We start from the raw sequence: 18,656 nt of genomic DNA on the forward strand, positions 1-18,656 counted from the left end.
GAAGACCGACCCCTCGTCTCCGTCTAGGAGAGCGCTAGGGTGGCTCTCCTTGGCCGGGGGGCCGGCCCTTCCTCCCCCCCCCCCCCGCCGTCATGTCCCGAGGTTCACCCCTACGGGGAGGCGCTCGAAGTGAACGGGGGAGTGTGAGGGGGCGCGTTCGGCTCACGCGCTTCTCCCGCTGATCACCGCCCACCTACCGTCGGATCATGGGGAGCGGGGACCTGGCGACACTGGTACGGATCGAGGATCCGCGCGGCCGTCCCCTCGGCACCGGATTCCTCACCGACCACCAGGGCACCCTGCTCACCGGCCACGAGGTCGTCGCCGGACAGCACGGCCTGCTGCTGAGCGTCCCCGGCGGCCCGGCCCGGCGCGCCACCGCCGCCGACATCACCCCGCTCCCCGAGAGCGGACTCGCCCTCGTCCGCACCGGCGGACTCGCCGCCCGCCCGCTGCCCCTCGCCCACCGGCAGGACATCGAGCCCGGCACGTACGTCCGGATCTCCGCGCACGGCTGGCGCGAGGCCCGCGTCCTGGGCGCCACCGCGGGAGCCGCCCTCGAACTCGCCATCGGCACGGAGGGAGCCGAGGCCCTCCACGACGGCGGAACGGCCGCCGGCGGGCCCGTGCTCGACCCCGCCACCGGCGCCGTCCTCGCCGTCCTCGGCACCGCCGCCCACGGCGACCGGCGCGCCGCCGGCCACGCCCTGCCCATCCCGCCGCTCGGGCCCCTCGCCGCGCTGCTCCGCCGCAACGCCGCCACCGTGCCCTGCTACGGCCGCGACCTCAACGCCGCCGGGGTCCTGGAACTCACCGCCACCACCACCGGCGCCCTCGACGACCTGCCCGAGCCGCGCGTCCTGGACGACGGCGCCACACGCGTCCACGCCGTCGTCGGCCCGCCCGGCACCGGCCGCACCACCGCCCTCGCCGGCATCGCCGCCGCACGCGCCCGCGGCCCGGCGCCCGCGCCCACCGTCTGGCTGCGCGGCGCCGACCTGCGCGCCGACGACGACTGCGTCGCCCCCGCCGTCGGCCGGGCCCTGCGCCGGGCCGGGCGGGTCGCCGCCGCCTCCGGCACGCCCGGCGACCCCGCCGCCGTCACTCCGGAGCAGGCCGCCGCGCACGGGCCGCTCCTGATCCTCCTCGACGCCCCCGAGGAGATGCCGCCGCTCCTCGCCCACCGCCTCGCGCCCTGGACCGCCGCCACCGAGGACTGGCTGAGCACCCACGGCGCACGCCTGGTCATGGCCTGCCGCCCCGAGCACTGGGAGCAGGCCGCCGGCCTGTACGCGACGGAGCCCGCCGTCACGCTCCTCGGCGACCTCACCGAAGCCGAGGCGGCGCAGGCACGACGACGGCACGGCGTCCCGGACGACGCCGTCGCCGAGGCCGACGCCCGGCACCCGCTGGCCCTCCGGCTGCTCGGCGAGATCCGCACCGCCGCCCGGGGCGAACTGGCCGGGCGGCCCGGCCGCTACGAGATCTTCCAGGCGCACCTCGACGTGATGTGCCTGCGGGTCGCCGTCCGGATCGCCGCCGCCGGCCGCCCCGTCCTCCGGGGCACCGCCGTCCGCCGGCTCGCCGCCAGGGTCAGCGGCCAGGTCCACGAGGCCGCCCGCCGCTGCCTCGGCCCCGGCCAGGGCGAACTGGACCGGGAGTCCTTCGAGGAGCTGTTCCCCTGGCGCACCGGCTGGGCCTCCGCCGTCCTCACCGAGGCGCTGCTGGTCCCGGCGGGAGGCGGCTACCGGTTCGCCCACGAGGAGCTGGCCGACTGGCTCCAGGGCACCCACCTCGACATCGACCGCGCCCTGGACACCCTGATCCACCACCCGAGCGCCCTCCCCGTCCCCCGCCACCGCATCGGCCCCGTCCTGCAGTCCCTCCACCACCTCCACCACACCCACGGCCCCGACGCGCTGATCCCCCGCCTGCACACGCTGGTGGACGCCCTGGCGGCCCCGGCGGGCGCGGGGACGGGACCGGCGGACCCGGTCGCCGAGGCCGCCGGGACCGGCGAGGGCCACTGGTGGGCCGCGCGGCTGCTCGCCGGGGTCATCGGCGGACTCGACGACCTCCGGCCCTACACCGGAGTGCTGAGGCGGCTGGCCGACGGCGTCGGGGAACGAGGGGCACCGCCGGGGTTCGGCGTGGAGTTCTGGGCCCGGGTGCGCGTGCCCGAGGGCGAGCGGCTCGAACTGCTGCGGCGGCTGGTCGCGGCCGATCCCGCGCCCGAGGGGCGGTTCCTCGGCCTGGCCGCCGCCCGCCTGGTGGCCGACCCGCGCGGGGTGCAGCCGCTGCTGTGCCGGTGGTTCGGGGACGACCGGATCCTCGCCGGGGCGCCCGGCGCCACCGTCGGCACGGCCGCGCAGGCGCTCCTGCACACCCACCGCGGACTCGCCGTGGACGACCTGTGCGAGGCCCTGGTCGCCACCGCCCACCCGCTCGCCGAGGGCCTGCTCGCGGCGCTGGCCGAGGACGAGCCCGCGGCGCTGTGCCGGGCCGTGGACCGCTGGGCGCACGACGACGGGCGCCCGGAGCGCCGCGCGGCGGCAGCGGCGTACGCGCAGCTCGTCGCCCCGCACGCCACCGACCCGGCCGACCGCGACACCCTGCGCTACGCCGCCCTCGCGCTGCTCGCCAGGCCCGCCGACCAGCCGCTGCACGGCGCCGCCCTCGGACTGCTGCTGCGGGACCCCGGCACCCGCGACCGCTTCCTGGCGCGGGCCCTCGCCGAACCGGGCGTACCGGCCGACGCCCTCGCCACCGCGCTGCCCACCCACCCCGACGCCGTTCTCGACGCGCTCCGCACCCGGCTCCACGGCGCCGAGCCGGCGCCCGCACTCGCCGTCCTCGCCGCCGTCGACCCGCCCCGCCTCGCCCGCCGCGCCGCCGCCCTCGTCGCCGAATACGCCGAGCGGCGCCCCGAGGGCGCGCCCCTCGTCGCCGCCTTCGTGGACGCGTGCCTGGAGAAGGGGCCCGAGGTCCGCTGCGTCCTCCACCCCCTCGTCGTCCGCCTGCTCGCCCTGCCCGCCCAGCGCGCCGCCCTCGCACCCGTGCTCGCCGCACCCGGAACCGGAGCCTCCCGCTTCCTGCGCCGCGAACTCCGAGACGAGGCGCACACCATGCCGATGCCGACGCAGTCGCATGCTCATGGCAGTCTTAGACCTGCGCCAACAGGCGTACACGCGGACATGGGTACAGGCGGACGAGGAGCGGTCACAGTGCAGCGCTGGCGTGGCTTGGAGGACATCCCCCAGGACTGGGGACGCAGCGTCGTCACCATCGGCTCCTACGACGGGGTCCACCGCGGGCACCAGCTGATCATCGGCCGGGCCGTGGAGCGCGCCCGCGAGCTGGGCGTCCCCTCCGTCGTCGTCACCTTCGACCCGCACCCCTCCGAGGTCGTCCGCCCGGGCAGCCACCCGCCGCTGCTCGCCCCGCACCACCGCCGCGCGGAGCTGATGGCGGAGCTCGGCGTGGACGCCGTCCTGATCCTCCCCTTCACCGCCGAGTTCTCGCAGCTGTCCCCGGCCGACTTCATCGTGAAGGTCCTCGTCGACAAGCTGCACGCCCGGTGCGTGATCGAGGGCCCCAACTTCCGCTTCGGCCACAAGGCCGCCGGGAACGTCGCCTTCCTGGCCGAGCTGGGCGCCACCTACGACTACGAGGTCGAGGTCATCGACCTGCGGGTGCGCGGCGCCGCCGGCGGCGGCGAGCCCTTCTCCTCCACGCTCACCCGCCGGCTCGTCGCCGAGGGCGACATGGCGGGCGCCGCCGAGATCCTCGGCCGGCCGCACCGCGTCGAGGGCGTCGTCGTGCGCGGCGCCCAGCGCGGCCGCGAGCTCGGCTTCCCGACGGCCAACGTCGAGACCCTGCCGCACACCGCGATCCCCGCCGACGGCGTGTACGCGGGCTGGCTGACGGCCGCGGGCGAGCGGATGCCCGCCGCGATCTCGGTGGGCACCAACCCGCAGTTCGACGGAACGGAGCGGACGGTGGAGGCGTACGCGATCGACCGCGAGGGCCTGGACCTGTACGGCCTCCACGTGGCCGTCGACTTCCTCGCCTACGTGCGCGGGATGCTCAGGTTCGACACGCTCGACGACCTGCTCGTGGCGATGGCCGAGGACGTCAAGCAGTGCCGCGAGCTCACGGCCGCGTACGACCGCGAGCACGGACACGCCTGAGCGGCCGTGCCTGAGGGGCGCCGCCTGAGCGGCGCCCCTCGGACACGTCGGCCTCGGAGCCGGGTCCGACGGGCGCGTGCGGAACGCGCGCCCGTCCCGCGCGTCACCAGGTGACGAGCAGTTCCCTCGGGCCCCGGATCAGTCCCTGGGACTGGAACGGCACCTCCTCGGGCCGTACCGCGAGACGCAGCTCCGGATAGCGCGCCAGCAGCGTCGAGACGATCACCTCGGACTCCATCCGGGTCAGCATCGCGCCCATGCAGTGGTGCGGCCCGTGCCCGAAGGACACGTGCCCCACGCCCGTACGGTCGAAGTCGACGGTGTGCGGGTCGGCGAACACCGCCGGGTCCCGGTTGGCCGCCAGATACGACGCGTACACCGCCTCGCCGGCCCGGATCACCACCCCGCCGACCTCGACGTCCTCCAGCGCGATCCGCGGCAGCCCCACGCCGTTGCGGTGCGGGATCCAGCGCAGCAGCTCGTCCACGGCCTGCGGAAGCAGCTCGGGCTCGGTGCGCAGCCGGTCCGTCAGGTCCGGCCGGGTGAGCAGCAGATAGACCATGTTGGCGCTGTTGTTGCGCACCGCGTGCGCGCCGCTGATCAGGATGGCCATGGCCAGCGACACGGCCTCGTCGCGGTCGACGCGCCCCTCGGCCAGGGACTCGGCGAGCACGCCGCCCAGGTCGTCGGAGGGCTCGGCGAGCCGCCGCTCCAGGAGACCGCTGATGTAGCCGTGGATCTGGGCCTTCGCCGCCCGGCTGTTCTCCGGGCCGGGGCCCGAGGACAGGATGAGGTCGGGCCAGGAGGCCAGCTCCGCGCGGTCCTCCTCGGGGATGCCGAGGAGATCGCACACCACCGCCATCGGCAGCGGCCCGTGCAGGTGCTTCATCAGGTCGGCCGGGCGGCCGGAACGCTCCATCGCGTCGAGGAGCCGGTCGGCGGTCGCCTGGGCGAGCGGGCGCAGCCGTTTGGTCGACTGCCCGGTGAAAGCTTTCGTCACCGCCTTGCGCAGCTGGGTGTGGTACGGCGGATCGGCGTAGTTCAGGGCCGCCTTGGAGGCCACCATGTGGCCGGTCATGCCGGTCACCTGCTGCTGGAGCAGGGCCGTCCGGCTGAAGCGCGGATCGGAGGTCACCGCCCGCACGTCGTCGTACCGGGTGACCAGCCACGCCTCGTGGTCCGCGCCGAACGGCAGCCGGATCCGGGCGACGGGCTCCTCGTGGAGCAGTTCGAGCAGCAGCGGGTCGAAGTCGAGGGCGGGGAGGTCCTCGACCGCCCAGGTGCGGACGGCCGGCCGGGGCGCGGCCGTGGGTTCGGAGGTCATGAGAACGGTGTTCCCGGCCGCCCACGGACGCGACACGCCGAGCGCCGACAGCCCCCCGAACGGAGCACCCGCCCTGCCTCACGTGCGGTCACGCTCCGCGGTCGGCCGGTCGCCGCGCGGTTGCGAGGTCTCGGCGGCGGGGTGAGTGTGGGCCCAGTTCACGGCGAACGAGACGAAGGAGCGCGTGTCGTGGTGACTCTGTGCAAGCCCGCGGTGGCCGTACCCGAGTACGTGATCACGATGGAGGAGACCCTCGACCTCGCCCGCTCACGCCATGCCGACCACCCCCAACTGGCCCTCGCCCTGCGGCTGATCGGGAACACCGGGGTGACCCGCCGGCACATCGTGCAGCCGATCGAGGAGACCCTGAAGCACCCCGGATTCGAGGAACGCAACGCGCTGTACGAGGCCGAGGCGAAAGCCCGCGTCCCCGCAGTGGTCAAGGAGGCGCTGCACAACGCCGGGCTGCGGCCCACCGACATCGACATGATCGTCTACGTGTCGTGCACGGGCTTCATGATGCCCTCGCTCACCGCCTGGCTGATCAACAGCATGGGCTTCCCCAGTCACACCCGGCAGATGCCGATCGCCCAGCTCGGCTGCGCCGCCGGCGGGGCCGCGGTGAACCGGGCGCACGACTTCTGCACCGCCTACCCGGACGCCAACGTCCTCATCGTCGCCTGCGAGTTCTGCTCGCTGTGCTACCAGCCCACCGACCTCGGCGTCGGATCGCTGCTCTCCAACGGCCTGTTCGGCGACGCGGTCGCCTCCGCGGTGGTCCGCGGACGCGGCGGCACCGGCATCGCCCTGGAACGCAACAACTCCTACCTCGTCCCCGACACCGAGGACTGGATCGCCTACAGCGTGCGCGCCACCGGCTTCCACTTCCTCCTCGACAAGCGGGTGCCGGGCACGATGGAGCCGCTCGCGCCCGCCCTGCGCGAACTCGCGGGCGAACACGGCTGGGACGCCGGCGACCTGGACTTCTACATCATCCACGCGGGCGGTCCGCGCATCCTCGACGACCTCAGCCACTTCCTCGGAGTCCCGCCGGAGGAGTTCCGGTTCAGCCGTTCGACGCTCACCCAGTACGGCAACATCGCCAGCGCCGTCGTCCTCGACGCCGTGCGCCGGCTCTTCGAGGAGGGCGGCATGAAGGAGGGCGCGCGCGGCATCCTCGCCGGCTTCGGCCCCGGCATCACCGCCGAGATGTGCCTCGGACGGTGGACGAACGGGCATCCCGCGCACGAGCCGGACCTCAACGCCCGCCGGATCGTGGGCTATTCGGCCCGGCACCCCGCACCGGCCCGTACCGCGGCCTGACCCGGCCCGACCTGCCCAACCACCCCATCAGCCTCACCCACCCCACCTGTTACCCCCTGTAGCACCGCAGAGGAGCCCCCGCATGTCCGTCACGCCACCGTCGTTCCGCAGATCCCTGCGCGGTCCCGCGGCCCTGGCCGTCCTCGTCGCCGCCGCCTCGCTCAGCGGCGTGCCCGCCCACGCCTCGGCCCGGGTGCCCATGCACCAGTGCTGGGTCAACGACATCGCCGCGCCGCCGGGGAACCAGGTCAACGGCACAGCGGGAGACGACCACATCTTCTGCGACAGCGACCTCGAGGGCGTCACCGTCTCGGGCGGCGCCGGCAACGACATGATCGAGGTGCGCGGACTCGTCATCGACTCCGCCATCCTCGGCGGAGAGGGCAACGACGTCATCCGCGCCAAGCACCTGGTGCCGCAGACCACCTTCAGCATGGTCCGGGGCAACCGCGGCAACGACATCATCAAGGTCGCCACCGTTCACGGCGAGGGCGCGGAGCGCGGCGCCGTCGTCCACGGCGACGACGGCGACGACACGATCACCACCGGCTCCGTCTTCGGCGCGCCCGGCCAGTTCAACCGCGGCGGCGGCATCGTCACCGGCAACGACGGCAAGGACACCATCAGGACCGGGATCATCGACTTCTCCGGCCGCGTCCTCGGCGGCAGCGAGAACGACAAGATCGAGGCCGCCGCCCTCGGCCCGGAGTCTGGCGGCCTGATCCAGGCCGGCCCCGGCGACGACACGATCCAGGGCCACGACGGCGCCGTCCTGATCGTCGGCGAGCACTGGGGCTCGGTGGACGCGGGCGTCGGCAAGGACACCTGCACCGTGAAGTCGGTCTCCACGCGGACCTCCATCAGCTCGTGCGAGGTCCTCCCGAAGGGCTCGGTCACCGAGAAGCCCGCCGGTAAACCGCAGAACCCGTCCGCCCCGGCGGCGGCGGCGAAGCCGGCGAAGCCGGCGGAGGCGGCAGAGGCTGCGAAGCCGGCGGAGGCGGCCGCACCGGCACAGCAGACGGGGAAGCCGCAGGCCGGGATGCCGGCGGAGCAGGCGGGGAAGCCCGCGCAGCAGGCGGCCGCACCCGCAGAGCAGGCGGGGAAGCCCGCGCAGCAGCCTGGGATGCCGGCGGAGCAGGCGGGGATGCCGATGGAGCAGGCCGGGATGCCGATGGAGGCCGTGATGCCGGCAGGGATGCCCGTCGAACAGGCGGGAATGCCCGTCGAGCAGGCCGGGCCCGCTCAGCCGGCGGTGAAGCCGGGGGAGTAGGGCACGGTCGGGTCGGCAGGGCGGGTGCCGCCGCCTGAGCCGGCCCGCTCGCCCGCCGAACCGGCCTTCGGCCGATCCGGCCCGAGGCGCCCACCGCCCGGCCCGGCCCGCGGCACCTGCCGTCTGGCCCGGCCCGAGGCGCCCACCGCCCGGCCCGGCCCGCGGCACCCGCCGCCCCACCCGGCCCGCGGCACCCGCCGCCCCACCCCACCCACCCTCGCCGCCCTCAGGCGCTGCCTCAGTCGCTCGTCGTGACCGCCCGTGCCACGAGGTGGCAGGCCGCCGCCGCGGCCGTGTCGGCGGCGAGGACCGGGAGGTCCGTCGTGCGGCAGTCGGCGGCCACGGCCGCCGCCGCGCCCGACGCCAGGGCCTGGCAGCGGACGTGGAAGCGGCAGCCCGGCGGGATGCGCGCCGGGTCCGGGGGCTCGCCGGTCAGCACCACCGGCTCGCCGCCGGACTCCGGCAACACCGACAACAGCGCCTTGGTGTACGGGTGCTGAGGTGCCGTCAGTACGGTCTCCACCGGGCCCGACTCCACGATCCGCCCCAGGTACATGACCGCCACCCGGTCCGCGATGTTCCACGCGAGCCCCAGGTCGTGCGTCACCACCAGCGCCGAGAGCCCCAGTTCGTCGCGCAGCCGCAGCAGCAGCGCCAGGATCTCGCCGCGTACCGAGGCGTCCAGCGACGCCACCGGTTCGTCGGCGACGATCAGTTCCGGCTCCAGGACCAGCGCGCCCGCGATCACCACGCGCTGCCGCTGCCCGCCGGACAGCTCGTGCGGATAGCGCAGGAAGAACCGCTCCGGCGGCCGCAGCCCGGCCCGGGACAGCGCCTCGGCGACCGCCGCCCGCTCGTCTCCCGCGTACCCGTGGATGCGCAGCCCCTCCGCCACCGCGTCGTACACCGTGTGCCGCGGGTTCAGCGAACCGCTCGGATCCTGGAGCACCAGCTGGGCCCGCTTCCGGTACGCCTTGAGCCCCCTGCCCGTGTACGACAGCGGCGCGCCGGCGAACCGCACCGCGCCCCCGGTCGGCCGGACCAGGCCGAGCAGCGAGCGGGCCAGCGTGGTCTTGCCGCAGCCGGACTCGCCCACCAGGGCCACGATCTCGCCCGCGCCGACGTCCAGGTCCACGCCGTCCACCGCCCGGGCGGCGGGCGCGCCCCGCCGCCCCGGGAAGACCACCCGCAGGCCCCGCGCCGACAGCAGCGGCGCCGCCGGATCCTGGCTCATGACGTGCTCCCCACGTGTACGCAGGCCGCCCGGCGCCCCGCGCCCGCGTCCCGCAGCTCCTGGTCCTGCTCCGCGCACCCGTCCACCGCCACCGGGCAGCGCGGATGGAAGGTGCAGCCGCCCGGCAGGTCCGCCGGGTCCGGCGGGTCGCCCGGCAGACCGCGCGGCGCCCGCCGGGAAGCCGGGTCGCCGATCCGCGGGAACGCCGACGACAGCGCCTTCCCGTAGGGGTGCGCCGCCGCCTCGTACACCTCCTTCGCCGGGCCCTCCTCGACCACCCGCCCCGCGTACATCACGGCGAGCCGGTCGCAGGTGTCGGCGAGCACCGCCAGATCGTGGCTGATCATGAGCAGTCCGATGTCCTGCTCGGCGACGAGCCGCTCGATCAGCCGCAGGATCTGCGCCTGGATCATCACGTCGAGCGCGGTCGTCGGCTCGTCCGCGACGATCAGCCGCGGGTCGCAGGCGAGCGCCATCGCGATCATCACGCGCTGCCGCTGCCCGCCGGACAGTTCGTGCGGATACGCGTCCGCGCGGCCGGCCGGCAGGCCCACGTGCTCCAGGAGCTCCCCGGCCCGGCGCCGGGCGGCGGCCGGAGTGGCCCGCCCGTGCACGAGCAGCGGCTCGGCGATCTGGTCGCCGATCCGCCGTACCGCGTTGAGCGAGTGCATCGCGCCCTGGAAGACGATCGACGCGCCCGCCCAGCGGACGGCCCGCAGTCGTCCCCACTTCATGGCGAGGACGTCCTCGCCGTCGAGGAGGATCTGCCCGGTGGTCCGGGCCGAGGCGGGCAGCAGCCGCAGCAGCGCCAGCGCCATCGTCGACTTGCCGCACCCGGACTCGCCGGCGACGCCGAGCTTCCGCCCGGCGGGCAGGGTGAGGTCGATGCCCCGTACGGCCGGGACGGCCGCCGCCCCCGACCCGTACGTCACGCAAAGGTTCCGCACCTCCAGCAGCGGCTGTGTCCCCGTGCTCAACGACCCACCCCCAGCTTCGGGTTGAGGACGGACTCGACGGCCCGTCCGCACAGCGTGAACGCCAGAGCGACCAGCGCGATGGCGATCCCGGGCGGCGCCAGGTACCACCAGTGCCCGGACGAGACCGCGCCCGCCTCGCGCGCGTCCTGGAGCATCCCGCCCCACGACACCACGGTCGGGTCGCCGAGGCCCAGGAAGGCCAGCGTCGCCTCGGTGAGGATGGCGGTCGAGATGCCGAGCGTGGTCTGCGCGAGCACCAGCGGCATCACGTTCGGCAGCACGTGGCGGGTCATGACATGCCCGTGCCCGCCGCCGAGCGCGGTGGCCCGCTCGATGTACGGCCTGGACTCGACCGCGATCGTCTGGGCCCGCACCAGCCGGGCCGTCGTGGGCCAGCTGGTGACGCCGATCGCCAGGATCACCGTCCACACGGACCGGGACATGACGGTCGCGAGCACGATGGCGAGGACGAGCGCCGGCATCACCAGGAACCAGTCCGTGATCCGCATGACGACGGTGGAGAACCAGCCGCCGTAGTGGCCCGCGAGGATTCCGACGAGCGTGCCGATGGCGACGGACAGGGTCGCCGCGAGCAGCCCCACGAGGAGGGAGATCCGCGCGCCCCAGATCAGCAGCCCGAGCAGAGAGCGCCCGAACTGGTCGGTGCCCAGTGGGAATTCGGCGCTCGGTGACTCGAGGGCCGTGCCGGGCGCGTTCGTCACCGACTGCACGTCGGCGCCGACGGTCAGCGGCGCCGTGAGCGCGACCAGACCGATCAGGGCGAGCCCGGCCAGGCCCCAGAGCCCGGCCCGCTGGGCGCGGTACCGGTTCCAGAAGCGGGCGAGCGAGGCGCGCCTGCGCTGCCGGGCCAGCGAGGTGGCGGTGGTCTGTGAGGTCATCGGCCCACCCGGGGGTCGAGCAGCGGATAGAGCAGGTCGGCGATCAGGTTCATCACGATCATCGCGCCGGCGAAGACCACGAACAGGCCCTGCACCAGTGGGAGATCGGGCACGCTCAGCGCCTGGTAGAACAGGCCGCCGAGCCCCGGCCAGGAGAACACCGTCTCCACCAGGATCGAACCGGCCGCCACGTGACCGAGGTTGATGAAGATCATCGTCACCGTCGGCAGCAGCGCGTTCGGCACGGCGTGCCGGCGCCGTACGGCGTCGTCGCGCAGCCCCTTCGCCCGGGCCGTGGTCAGATAGTCGCCGCCCATCTCGTCGAGCAGCGAGGACCGCATCACCAGCAGCGTCTGGGCGTAGCCGACCGCGACCAGGGTGAGCACCGGCAGCACCATGTGGTGGGCCACGTCGAGGGCGTAGCCGAAGCCGGTCTCGCCGGTGCCGGACTCCATGCCGCCGGTCGGGAAGAGCCCCGGCACGGGCCCGATGCCCACCGAGAACACGATGATGAGCAGCAGCCCCAGCCAGAACGAGGGCACCGACCACAGGGTCAGCGCCACGCCGGTGTTCAGCCGGTCGCCGAGGCTGCCGTGCCGCCACGCGGAGCGGGTGCCGAGCCACAGGCCGAGCGCCGAGTAGAGCACCACGGCCGTGCCGGTGAGCAGCAGGGTCGCTGGGAGCTTCTGCGCGATGAGCTCGCCGACCGGGGCGCGGAACTGGTAGGAGGTGCCGAGGTCTCCGGTGAGCGCCTTGGCGCAGTAGTCGGTGAACTGCTGCCACAGCGGCAGGTCGAGACCGAACTGCTTGCGGAGGGTGGCCAGTTGTTTGGCCGTCGTGGGCATGCCGTGGGTCATCGTCTTCACCGGGTCGCCCGGGATGATCCGGAACAGGAAGAAGCTGGTGACCAGGACGGCGAGGAGGGACACCGCGGCACCGGCGGCCTTCCCCGCCGCGTGCCGCAGGTACGCGGCGGCGGTGCCGGACCGTGCGCCGCCCTCGGTGGCGCGGACCGTGCCGGAGTCGGTTCCGGTGCCGGTCTGCGCCACCGAGGCGGGAGTGCTCGCGCTCGTCACGGGCTACTCGCGGTCGTCGGCGGTGGAGCGGCGGCGCAGTCCGAGGAAGACCCCGATGCCGACGACGACCACGACGGCCGCGCCGATGCCGACGACGACGCCGGTGGAGGAGCCGCCGGACCCGTCGTCGGAGGCCTGCGCGGCGGGCACGGCCGACCACCAGCTCCAGTAGCCGTCCTGGCCCCACAGGTTGCCGGCGGCCTCGGGCATGGTGGTGATGGAGGCGATCTGGTCGGTGCGGTAGGCCTCCAGGGCGTTCGGGTACGCGATGACGTTCATGTACCCGGTGTCGTAGAGCCGCGACTGCATCTGCTTGACCAGCTCGGACCGCTTGGCGGCGTCGTACTCGACGGCCTGCCGGGCGTACAGCGAGTCGAACTGCCGGTCGCAGATGAAGTTGTCGGTGGCGCCGGTGTCCTTGGGCGTCGCGGGCAGGGTGCCGCAGGTGTGGATGGACAGCACGTAGTCGGGGTCCGGGTTGACCGACCAGCCGTCGAAGGCGAGGTCGTAGTCGCCCTTCACCCACGGGTCGGACACGCTGTCCAGACACTCGACCTTGAGCCCGATGCCGAGCTTGCCCCACCACTCCTGGAGGTACTTGGCGGAGGCCTTGTCGTTCGGGTCGGTGGCGTGACACAGGATGCGCAGGTCGAGCGGCTTGCCGTCCTTGCCGAGCCGCCTGCCCTCGGCGTTCTTCCGGTATCCGGCCGCGTCCAGGACCTGTGCGGCCCTGGCCGGGTCGTAGGCGCGCTTCTGGTCGGCGGCCGGCTTCCAGAAGTACGAGCCGAAGCGCGGCGGGATGTAGCCCTCGCCCTCCACGGCGTGGTTCCGGAAGACCTTCTCGACCAGGGTCGTGCGGTCCACGGCGAGGAAGAGCGCCTTGCGCACCTCGGGGTCGAGCAGTGCCTTGTTGCCGTTGCCGAAGGTCCTGCCGTCCTTGGCGCGGGCGCCCGGGTTGGTGGCGAGCGCGTAGAAGCGGCGCCCGGGTGCGTCGTTGACCCTGATGTTCTTCTGCGTCTTCAGCGCGGCGGCCTGAGCGGGCGTCAGGTTCGGTACGAAGGACACCTCGCCCTTCTGGAGCGCGGCGACGGCCGCGTCACCGTCCTTGTAGTACTTGAAGACCAGCTCGTCGAACTTGGGCGCACCGCGCCAGAACTTCTTGTTCGGCTTGAGCTTGATGTACTGGTCGACCTTGAAGTCCGTGATGACGAAGGGCCCGTTGCCGACGATCGGGAACTGCTGGTCGTTGTTGAACTTGGAGAAGTCGGTGACCTTCTCCCACACGTGCCTGGGCACGATCGGCACGTCGAGCGCCGTCATCGTGGCCTGCGGCTGCTTCAGCTCTATGACCAGCGTCTGCGGATCCGGCGCGGTGACCTTCTTGAAGTTGGCCGTGAAGCTGCCGTTGGCGGTGGCCGCGTTCGGGTCGGTCATCATCTTGTTGAAGGTCCAGGCCGCGTCCTCGGCCGTGGCCGGCTTCCCGTCGGACCACAGCGAGTCCTTGCGGATCGTGTACGTCCAGGTGAGCTTGTCCGGCGAGGACTTCCACGCGGTGGCGAGGCCCGGGATCGGGTGCGCGTCCTTCACGTCGTAGTTCGTCAGGTACTCGTACGCCAGCCGGTGGATGCTGGTCGAGACGAGCTTCTGCGCCAGGAACGGCGAGAGCGAGTCGACGCTCTGCGAGACGGCGACGGTGAGCGTGGTGCCGCCGGACTTCTCGTCCTCCGCCCGGGCGGTGCCCGGGACGGCCAGCAGCGAGGCGGCGGTGACACCGGTGGCGAGAAGCAGGCGGAGGGCTCTGCCGGCGGGTGCCTGACGGGGTGGAACCTTCGTGACCATGACCATGGGGCGTGACCTCGCGTCGGGATGCGTGCGTCGGGGGAAGTGCCGTGGATCTTGGGCTGACGATGGATGAAGCGAAGGTGTATCAGCGGTGGTCTGCCGTCGTCAACGATGTCTCAAACACCGTGTGGGCTGCGGGAATGCGATGAGGCCCCGTACCGGAACACCGGTACGGGGCCTCATTGGTCTACTCCTGTGACGCCCTACTGCTGAGGGGCTGGCGGCGCCTGCGGAGGCTGCTGCTGCGGCTGCTGCTGCCAGTTGGGCGGCGGAACCTGCCCCTGGCCCTGAGCCTGCGGATCGGCGTGCGGCGGCAGCGGCTGCGCCGGGGGCTGCTGCCACCCCTGCGGCATCGGGGGCTGACCGGGCTGCGCCCCGTACATCTGTCCGGGTGCGGGCTGTGCTCCGTACGGCTGACCCGGCTGGCCGGGCTGACCCGGTGCCGGCTGCGGCGGATACGGCTGCGGCGGGTACGGCTGCCCGGGCGCGGGCTGACCGCCGTACGGCTGACCCGGTACGGGCTGCTGCGGCGGGTACGGCTGCCCGGCCACCGGCTGGCCCGGCACCGCCTGCCCCGGCACGGGCTGACCGGGCGCACCCGGCTGACCGGGCATCGGCGGGGCCATGTGCGGCGGCATGCCGCCCTGTCCGTCACCGGTCCACAGCCCCTGCGCCTGCTGCGCCCGGGCGAAGTCCTCGGCGACCATCGCCGACAGGTGGAAGTACGCCTCGCGGGTCTTCGGCCGCATCATGTCGAGGTCGACCTCGGCGCCCGCCGCCAGGTGCTCGTCGAACGGCACCACGACCACGCCCCGGCAGCGGGTCTGGAAGTGCTGCACGATGTCCTCGACCTTGATCATCTTTCCGGTCTCGCGGACCCCGGAGATCACGGTGATCGAGCGCTGCACCAGCTCCGCGTACCCGTGCGCCGACAGCCAGTCGAGCGTCGTCGAGGCGCTGGAGGCGCCGTCCACGGACGGCGTGGAGATGATGATCAGCTGATCGGCCAGGTCGAGCACCCCGCGCATCGCGCTGTAGAGCAGACCGGTGCCGGAGTCGGTCAGGATGATCGGGTACTGCTTGCCCAGGACGTCGATCGCCCGCCGGTAGTCCTCGTCGTTGAAGGTCGTCGAGACCGCCGGGTCCACGTCGTTGGCGAGGATCTCCAGCCCGGACGGCGCCTGCGAGGTGAACCGGCGGATGTCCATGTACGAGTTGAGGTACGGGATCGCCTGCACCAGGTCGCGGATGGTCGCCCCGGTCTCGCGCCGCACGCGGCGGCCGAGCGTGCCGGCGTCCGGGTTGGCGTCGATCGCGAGGATCTTGTCCTGCCGCTCGGTGGCGAGGGTCGCGCCGAGCGCGGTGGTCGTCGTGGTCTTGCCGACGCCGCCCTTGAGCGAGATGACCGCGATCCGGTAGCAGGAGAGGACCGGCGTACGGATCAGCTCCAGCTTCCGCTGCCGCTCCGCCTCCTCCTTCTTGCCGCCCAGCTTGAAGCGGGCGGAGGCCCCGGGATTGCGGGAGGACTTGGGCTTCTGCTTGTTGTTGCGCAGCAGCCGGTCGGAGGACAGCTCGACGGCCGCGGTGTAACCGAGCGGCGCCCCGGGTACGGACCGCTCCCGCTGGTCGTGCGTCACGGCGGAGGGCCACGCGGCCCCGGTCCGCGGATCCACCGCGGGCCCGGGCCCGGCGGGCGCGGACGGCTGGGGCTGAGGCTGACCGGGGTGACCGGGCTGTCCCGGGTGGGGGAAGCCGTAGCCGCCCTGGGGCTGGGGCTGGGGCTGTGCGGGGACGGGCGGCTGGCCGGGGAGGGGCTGGCCGGGGTGACCGGGCTGTCCCGGGTGGGGGAAGCCGTAGCCGCCCTGGGGCTGGGGCTGGGGCTGTGCGGGGACGGGCGGCTGGCCGGGGAGCGGCTGGCCGGGCTGTCCGGGGTGCGGGAAGCCGTAACCACCCTGCGGCTGCGGGGCGGGCGGCTGAGGCTGAGGCGGCTGACCGGGCTGGCCGGGCTGACCCGGGTGCGGGAAGCCGTAACCCCCCTGCGGCGGTACGGGGCCGGGGGCGCCCGGCACCGCGGGAGCGGGCCAGGGGGCGGCGGCGGGCAGCGGCGCGGCCGGCGCCGGCGGCTGCTCGCCCTGGGCCTCCTGCGCGGGCCACTGCGGCGCCGCCGCGGGCGTCGCGGGCTGGAACGACGGCGGCAGCGGCGGCAGTCCGGCGCCCTGAGCCGGCGCGGGCGGGACGACCGGCGGGGCCACGGGCGGCAGCGGGGCGGCCGGTACGGCGTCCTGCGGCTCGGCGGCGGGTGCGGCTGCGGTCGGGGCGGCGGCGTCGGCTTCGGGCGCCGCCGGGGTGCCGGTGGCCTCCGCACCGGTGGCCTCGGCGCCGGAGGCCGCGCTGCCGTCCGCCGGGCCGAAGCCGGCGGCCTCGGGGGCGTCGGTGGTGTCGGCGGGGACGGTGGCCTCGACGGCTGCCGGAGCACCGTCCGTGCCCGAGGCGGACGCCTCGGCTGCCTCGGACTCTCCGTCGGTCGCGACCGGTCCGCCGACGGCGTTCACATCGTCCTCGGTCGCCTCGGTCGCCTCGGTCGCCGCAGACGCGGAGGGTGCCTCGGTCGCGTCGGCCGCGGGCTGCGCGGCGGACGGGTCATCGGCCACGTCCGCCGTCCCGGCGGACGCCGGCGCGGCTGAGGAGGAGACGGCCACGGCCGGGTCGCCCGCCGTGTCCAGCGGCGCGGGCTCCGACACGGGCTCGGACGCCGTCCCGGGGCCTGCGGGCGTCAGGCCCGCCGCCCGGGGGTCGTCCGCACCGGTCTGCTGCTGCTCGGACAGCTCCGCCATCTCCCGCTTCAGTGCGGCGGGGGAGAAGCGCATGGTCGCACCGCTCTCCACGTCCCCGCCGCCGAACGGCGTGGCGGCGGACGCCGGGGCGTCGGCGGTGGGCGCGGCCGGCGGAACGGGGGCAGCGGGCGCGGCCGGAGCGGCCGGAGCCGGTGCGACGGGAGCAGGAGCAACCGGGGTCGACGCGATCGGGGCAGGAGCGACCGGAGCGGGGGCAGTCGGGGCCGGCGGAACCGGAGCCGGCGGGACGGGCGCGGCCGGAGGCGGCGGCGTGGCGCCCCAGTTCGGCTCGAAGCCGCCGCCCGCCGGAACCCCCGGGACCGCGACGGGCGCGCCGGTCGGCGGAGGAGGCGTGGGCGCCCCGGCACCCGTACCGGCCGACGCGTTCTGCGTGTACCAGGCCGGCGGGGTGTAGTCGATGGTGAACTCACCCGTCATCTCGGCGGGATCTGCGTCGGACTGATCGTCGACGGGCGGGTTCCAACCCCCGTTGATCTCGTCCCGATCGCGGTTCACTTTGCCTCCTGGTGTGGTCGCGCACCCTTGTGCCGTCGTGGGCGGGCACATCCCACCCTAAACGCCAACCGTGCCCCTCGGGCAGGGCCGACGGCCCGCCGCCGCCCGCCGTACGGATCGGCCGGGTCCCCCAAGTGACCCACGGGTACCGGAGAGTGAAACCCCCGGTGTTCCGAACCTGTGCAAATGCGGACAGGTTCGGTGAAGATGCCACGCCTTCGCCCGGCTCAGTCCATTCGGCGGGCGGCGCCCAACAATCCGGTCTCGGCGTCCGTGGCCTGCGTCATCACGAACTGCCGGTCGCCCGGCGTGCACCAGAGCGTCACCCCGTCGGCCAGCGTCGACAGCGCCTCCCACTCGGCGCGCTGCAGGCCCATGATGCGTCCGATCTGCGCGGCCTCGTCGGGGGAGACCCGCTGGACGCCGACGAGCGAGGACTTCTCGAGGAGCCGCGGGGCCACCGGGCTCAGATAGGGAAGCAGCGTGACGACCGACTGCCATGGGCCGGACACGACCCGGCCGCGCGGCGGCCGCATGCCGCAGTCGCGGACGACGACCACGGGACTGCCCGCGGACGCACCCTGCGGCGGCACCCGGCCCACGTCGTGCAGGGTGATGCAGGGCTGCCCGCCGCCCGCCGCCTGGGCGAGCGCCGTCCAGGCCTGCGCGCGGCCGGTCTCGACGGCGATGCGGGCGCCGGTCGCCGCCGCGCGCAGCGCGAGCACCTGCGCGGTCCACAGGCCGCCGATGAGCGTGATGTCGTACGGGGCGGGCCGGTTGATGCCGAGCACCGCGGGCCGGCTCTCGGCGTCCACGCCGATCACCACGCCGTCGTCGCCCATCGGCAGGGACAGCGCGTCGAGTTGGTCCATGGGCACCGCGTGGCGGTCACGGCGCGGGCCGATGAGCCCGAAGCCGAACCGGGGCCTGGTGCCACGGCCACCGGTACGCCGCGCGGTCCGTCCGCCACCCGTACGGGCCCGCCGGGCCTCGGCCCGCCCGGCAGCGGGAACCGCACCGACGACCCCGCCGGACACGCCGCCGGGCATGCCGCCCGGCCCCTGCCCGCCGGCCGCCTGCCCGCCGGCCGCCGCCGGAGTCGCGGCCATGGCGTGCTGCACAGGACCCTGCGAACTCATCTGACCTGCCTGGCCCATCTGACCCACGTGCC

11 protein-coding genes and 1 pseudogene are annotated in these 18,656 nt (G+C 74.4%); 4 read left to right on the forward strand and 8 right to left on the reverse strand.

Annotated features, from left to right (window positions below):
* Positions 1-206 precede the first annotated feature (206 nt).
* Together ACFWJO_RS32660 and ACFWJO_RS32665 are read left to right on the forward strand one after the other, a co-directional pair.
* Positions 207-650: pseudogene (locus ACFWJO_RS32660) on the forward strand (trypsin-like peptidase domain-containing protein); the annotation flags it as partial.
* A 2,574-nt stretch (positions 651-3,224) separates the two neighbouring features.
* Entirely contained in the window at positions 3,225-4,190 is a 966-nt protein-coding gene (locus tag ACFWJO_RS32665; RefSeq protein WP_386871087.1) for a bifunctional riboflavin kinase/FAD synthetase, read from the forward strand.
* A gap of 103 nt (positions 4,191-4,293) precedes the next feature.
* On the opposite strand, the gene ACFWJO_RS32670 is transcribed toward ACFWJO_RS32665, so the two are convergent.
* Positions 4,294-5,514 carry a cytochrome P450 gene (locus tag ACFWJO_RS32670; RefSeq protein WP_386871053.1) on the reverse strand — a complete coding sequence of 407 codons (1,221 nt, stop codon included), beginning with the start codon at positions 5,512-5,514 and terminating at the stop codon, positions 4,294-4,296.
* Positions 5,515-5,703: 189 nt separating this feature from the next.
* On the opposite strand from ACFWJO_RS32670, the gene ACFWJO_RS32675 reads away from it, so the two are divergent.
* Positions 5,704-6,837 (forward strand): type III polyketide synthase, encoded by a 1,134-nt coding sequence (locus tag ACFWJO_RS32675; protein WP_386871055.1) that lies wholly within the window; start codon positions 5,704-5,706, stop codon positions 6,835-6,837.
* An 82-nt stretch (positions 6,838-6,919) separates the two neighbouring features.
* Complete coding sequence (locus ACFWJO_RS32680; protein ID WP_386871057.1) at positions 6,920-8,107, forward strand: hypothetical protein; 1,188 nt, start codon at positions 6,920-6,922, stop codon at positions 8,105-8,107.
* 238 nt (positions 8,108-8,345) lie between these two features.
* Here ACFWJO_RS32680 and ACFWJO_RS32685 read toward each other — a convergent pair whose 3' ends face one another.
* From ACFWJO_RS32685 to ACFWJO_RS32715, 7 genes are all read right to left on the reverse strand, one after another.
* On the reverse strand, positions 8,346-9,341 hold the full coding sequence (locus tag ACFWJO_RS32685) for an oligopeptide/dipeptide ABC transporter ATP-binding protein (RefSeq protein WP_386871059.1): 996 nt from the start codon (positions 9,339-9,341) through the stop codon (positions 8,346-8,348).
* Positions 9,338-10,318 carry an ABC transporter ATP-binding protein gene (locus ACFWJO_RS32690; RefSeq protein ID WP_386871061.1) on the reverse strand — a complete coding sequence of 327 codons (981 nt, stop codon included), beginning with the start codon at positions 10,316-10,318 and terminating at the stop codon, positions 9,338-9,340. Before ACFWJO_RS32690 ends, ACFWJO_RS32685 begins: the two co-directional genes overlap by 4 nt.
* Entirely contained in the window at positions 10,315-11,217 is a 903-nt protein-coding gene (locus tag ACFWJO_RS32695; protein ID WP_386871063.1) for an ABC transporter permease, read from the reverse strand. Before ACFWJO_RS32695 ends, ACFWJO_RS32690 begins: the two co-directional genes overlap by 4 nt.
* Positions 11,214-12,182 (reverse strand): ABC transporter permease, encoded by a 969-nt coding sequence (locus tag ACFWJO_RS32700; protein WP_386871089.1) that lies wholly within the window; start codon positions 12,180-12,182, stop codon positions 11,214-11,216. Before ACFWJO_RS32700 ends, ACFWJO_RS32695 begins: the two co-directional genes overlap by 4 nt.
* 114 nt (positions 12,183-12,296) lie before the next feature.
* Positions 12,297-14,132 carry an ABC transporter substrate-binding protein gene (locus ACFWJO_RS32705; RefSeq protein WP_386871091.1) on the reverse strand — a complete coding sequence of 612 codons (1,836 nt, stop codon included), beginning with the start codon at positions 14,130-14,132 and terminating at the stop codon, positions 12,297-12,299.
* Between the two features lie 206 nt (positions 14,133-14,338).
* Entirely contained in the window at positions 14,339-17,485 is a 3,147-nt protein-coding gene (locus ACFWJO_RS32710) for an SCO5717 family growth-regulating ATPase (protein WP_386871065.1), read from the reverse strand.
* A 227-nt stretch (positions 17,486-17,712) separates the two neighbouring features.
* Positions 17,713-18,534, reverse strand: a complete 822-nt coding sequence (locus ACFWJO_RS32715) for a hypothetical protein (RefSeq protein WP_386871093.1) — start codon at positions 18,532-18,534, stop codon at positions 17,713-17,715.
* Positions 18,535-18,656 lie beyond the last annotated feature (122 nt).

Origin of the sequence: Streptomyces sp. NPDC127092 (genome assembly GCF_042722475.1) — a bacterium.
Lineage (GTDB): Bacteria > Actinomycetota > Actinomycetes > Streptomycetales > Streptomycetaceae > Streptomyces.

Excerpts from the sequence above, each read along its gene's own strand:
- ACFWJO_RS32680 (WP_386871057.1), top strand. The coding sequence starts at position 6,920 with ATGTCCGTCACGCCACCGTCGTTCCGCAGATCCCTGCGCGGTCCCGCG.
- ACFWJO_RS32695 (WP_386871063.1), bottom strand. The coding sequence starts at position 11,217 with ATGACCTCACAGACCACCGCCACCTCGCTGGCCCGGCAGCGCAGGCGC.
- ACFWJO_RS32715 (WP_386871093.1), bottom strand. The coding sequence starts at position 18,534 with ATGCCCGGCGGCGTGTCCGGCGGGGTCGTCGGTGCGGTTCCCGCTGCC.
- ACFWJO_RS32705 (WP_386871091.1), bottom strand. The coding sequence starts at position 14,132 with ATGGTCACGAAGGTTCCACCCCGTCAGGCACCCGCCGGCAGAGCCCTC.
- ACFWJO_RS32685 (WP_386871059.1), bottom strand. The coding sequence starts at position 9,341 with ATGAGCCAGGATCCGGCGGCGCCGCTGCTGTCGGCGCGGGGCCTGCGG.
- ACFWJO_RS32670 (WP_386871053.1), bottom strand. The coding sequence starts at position 5,514 with ATGACCTCCGAACCCACGGCCGCGCCCCGGCCGGCCGTCCGCACCTGG.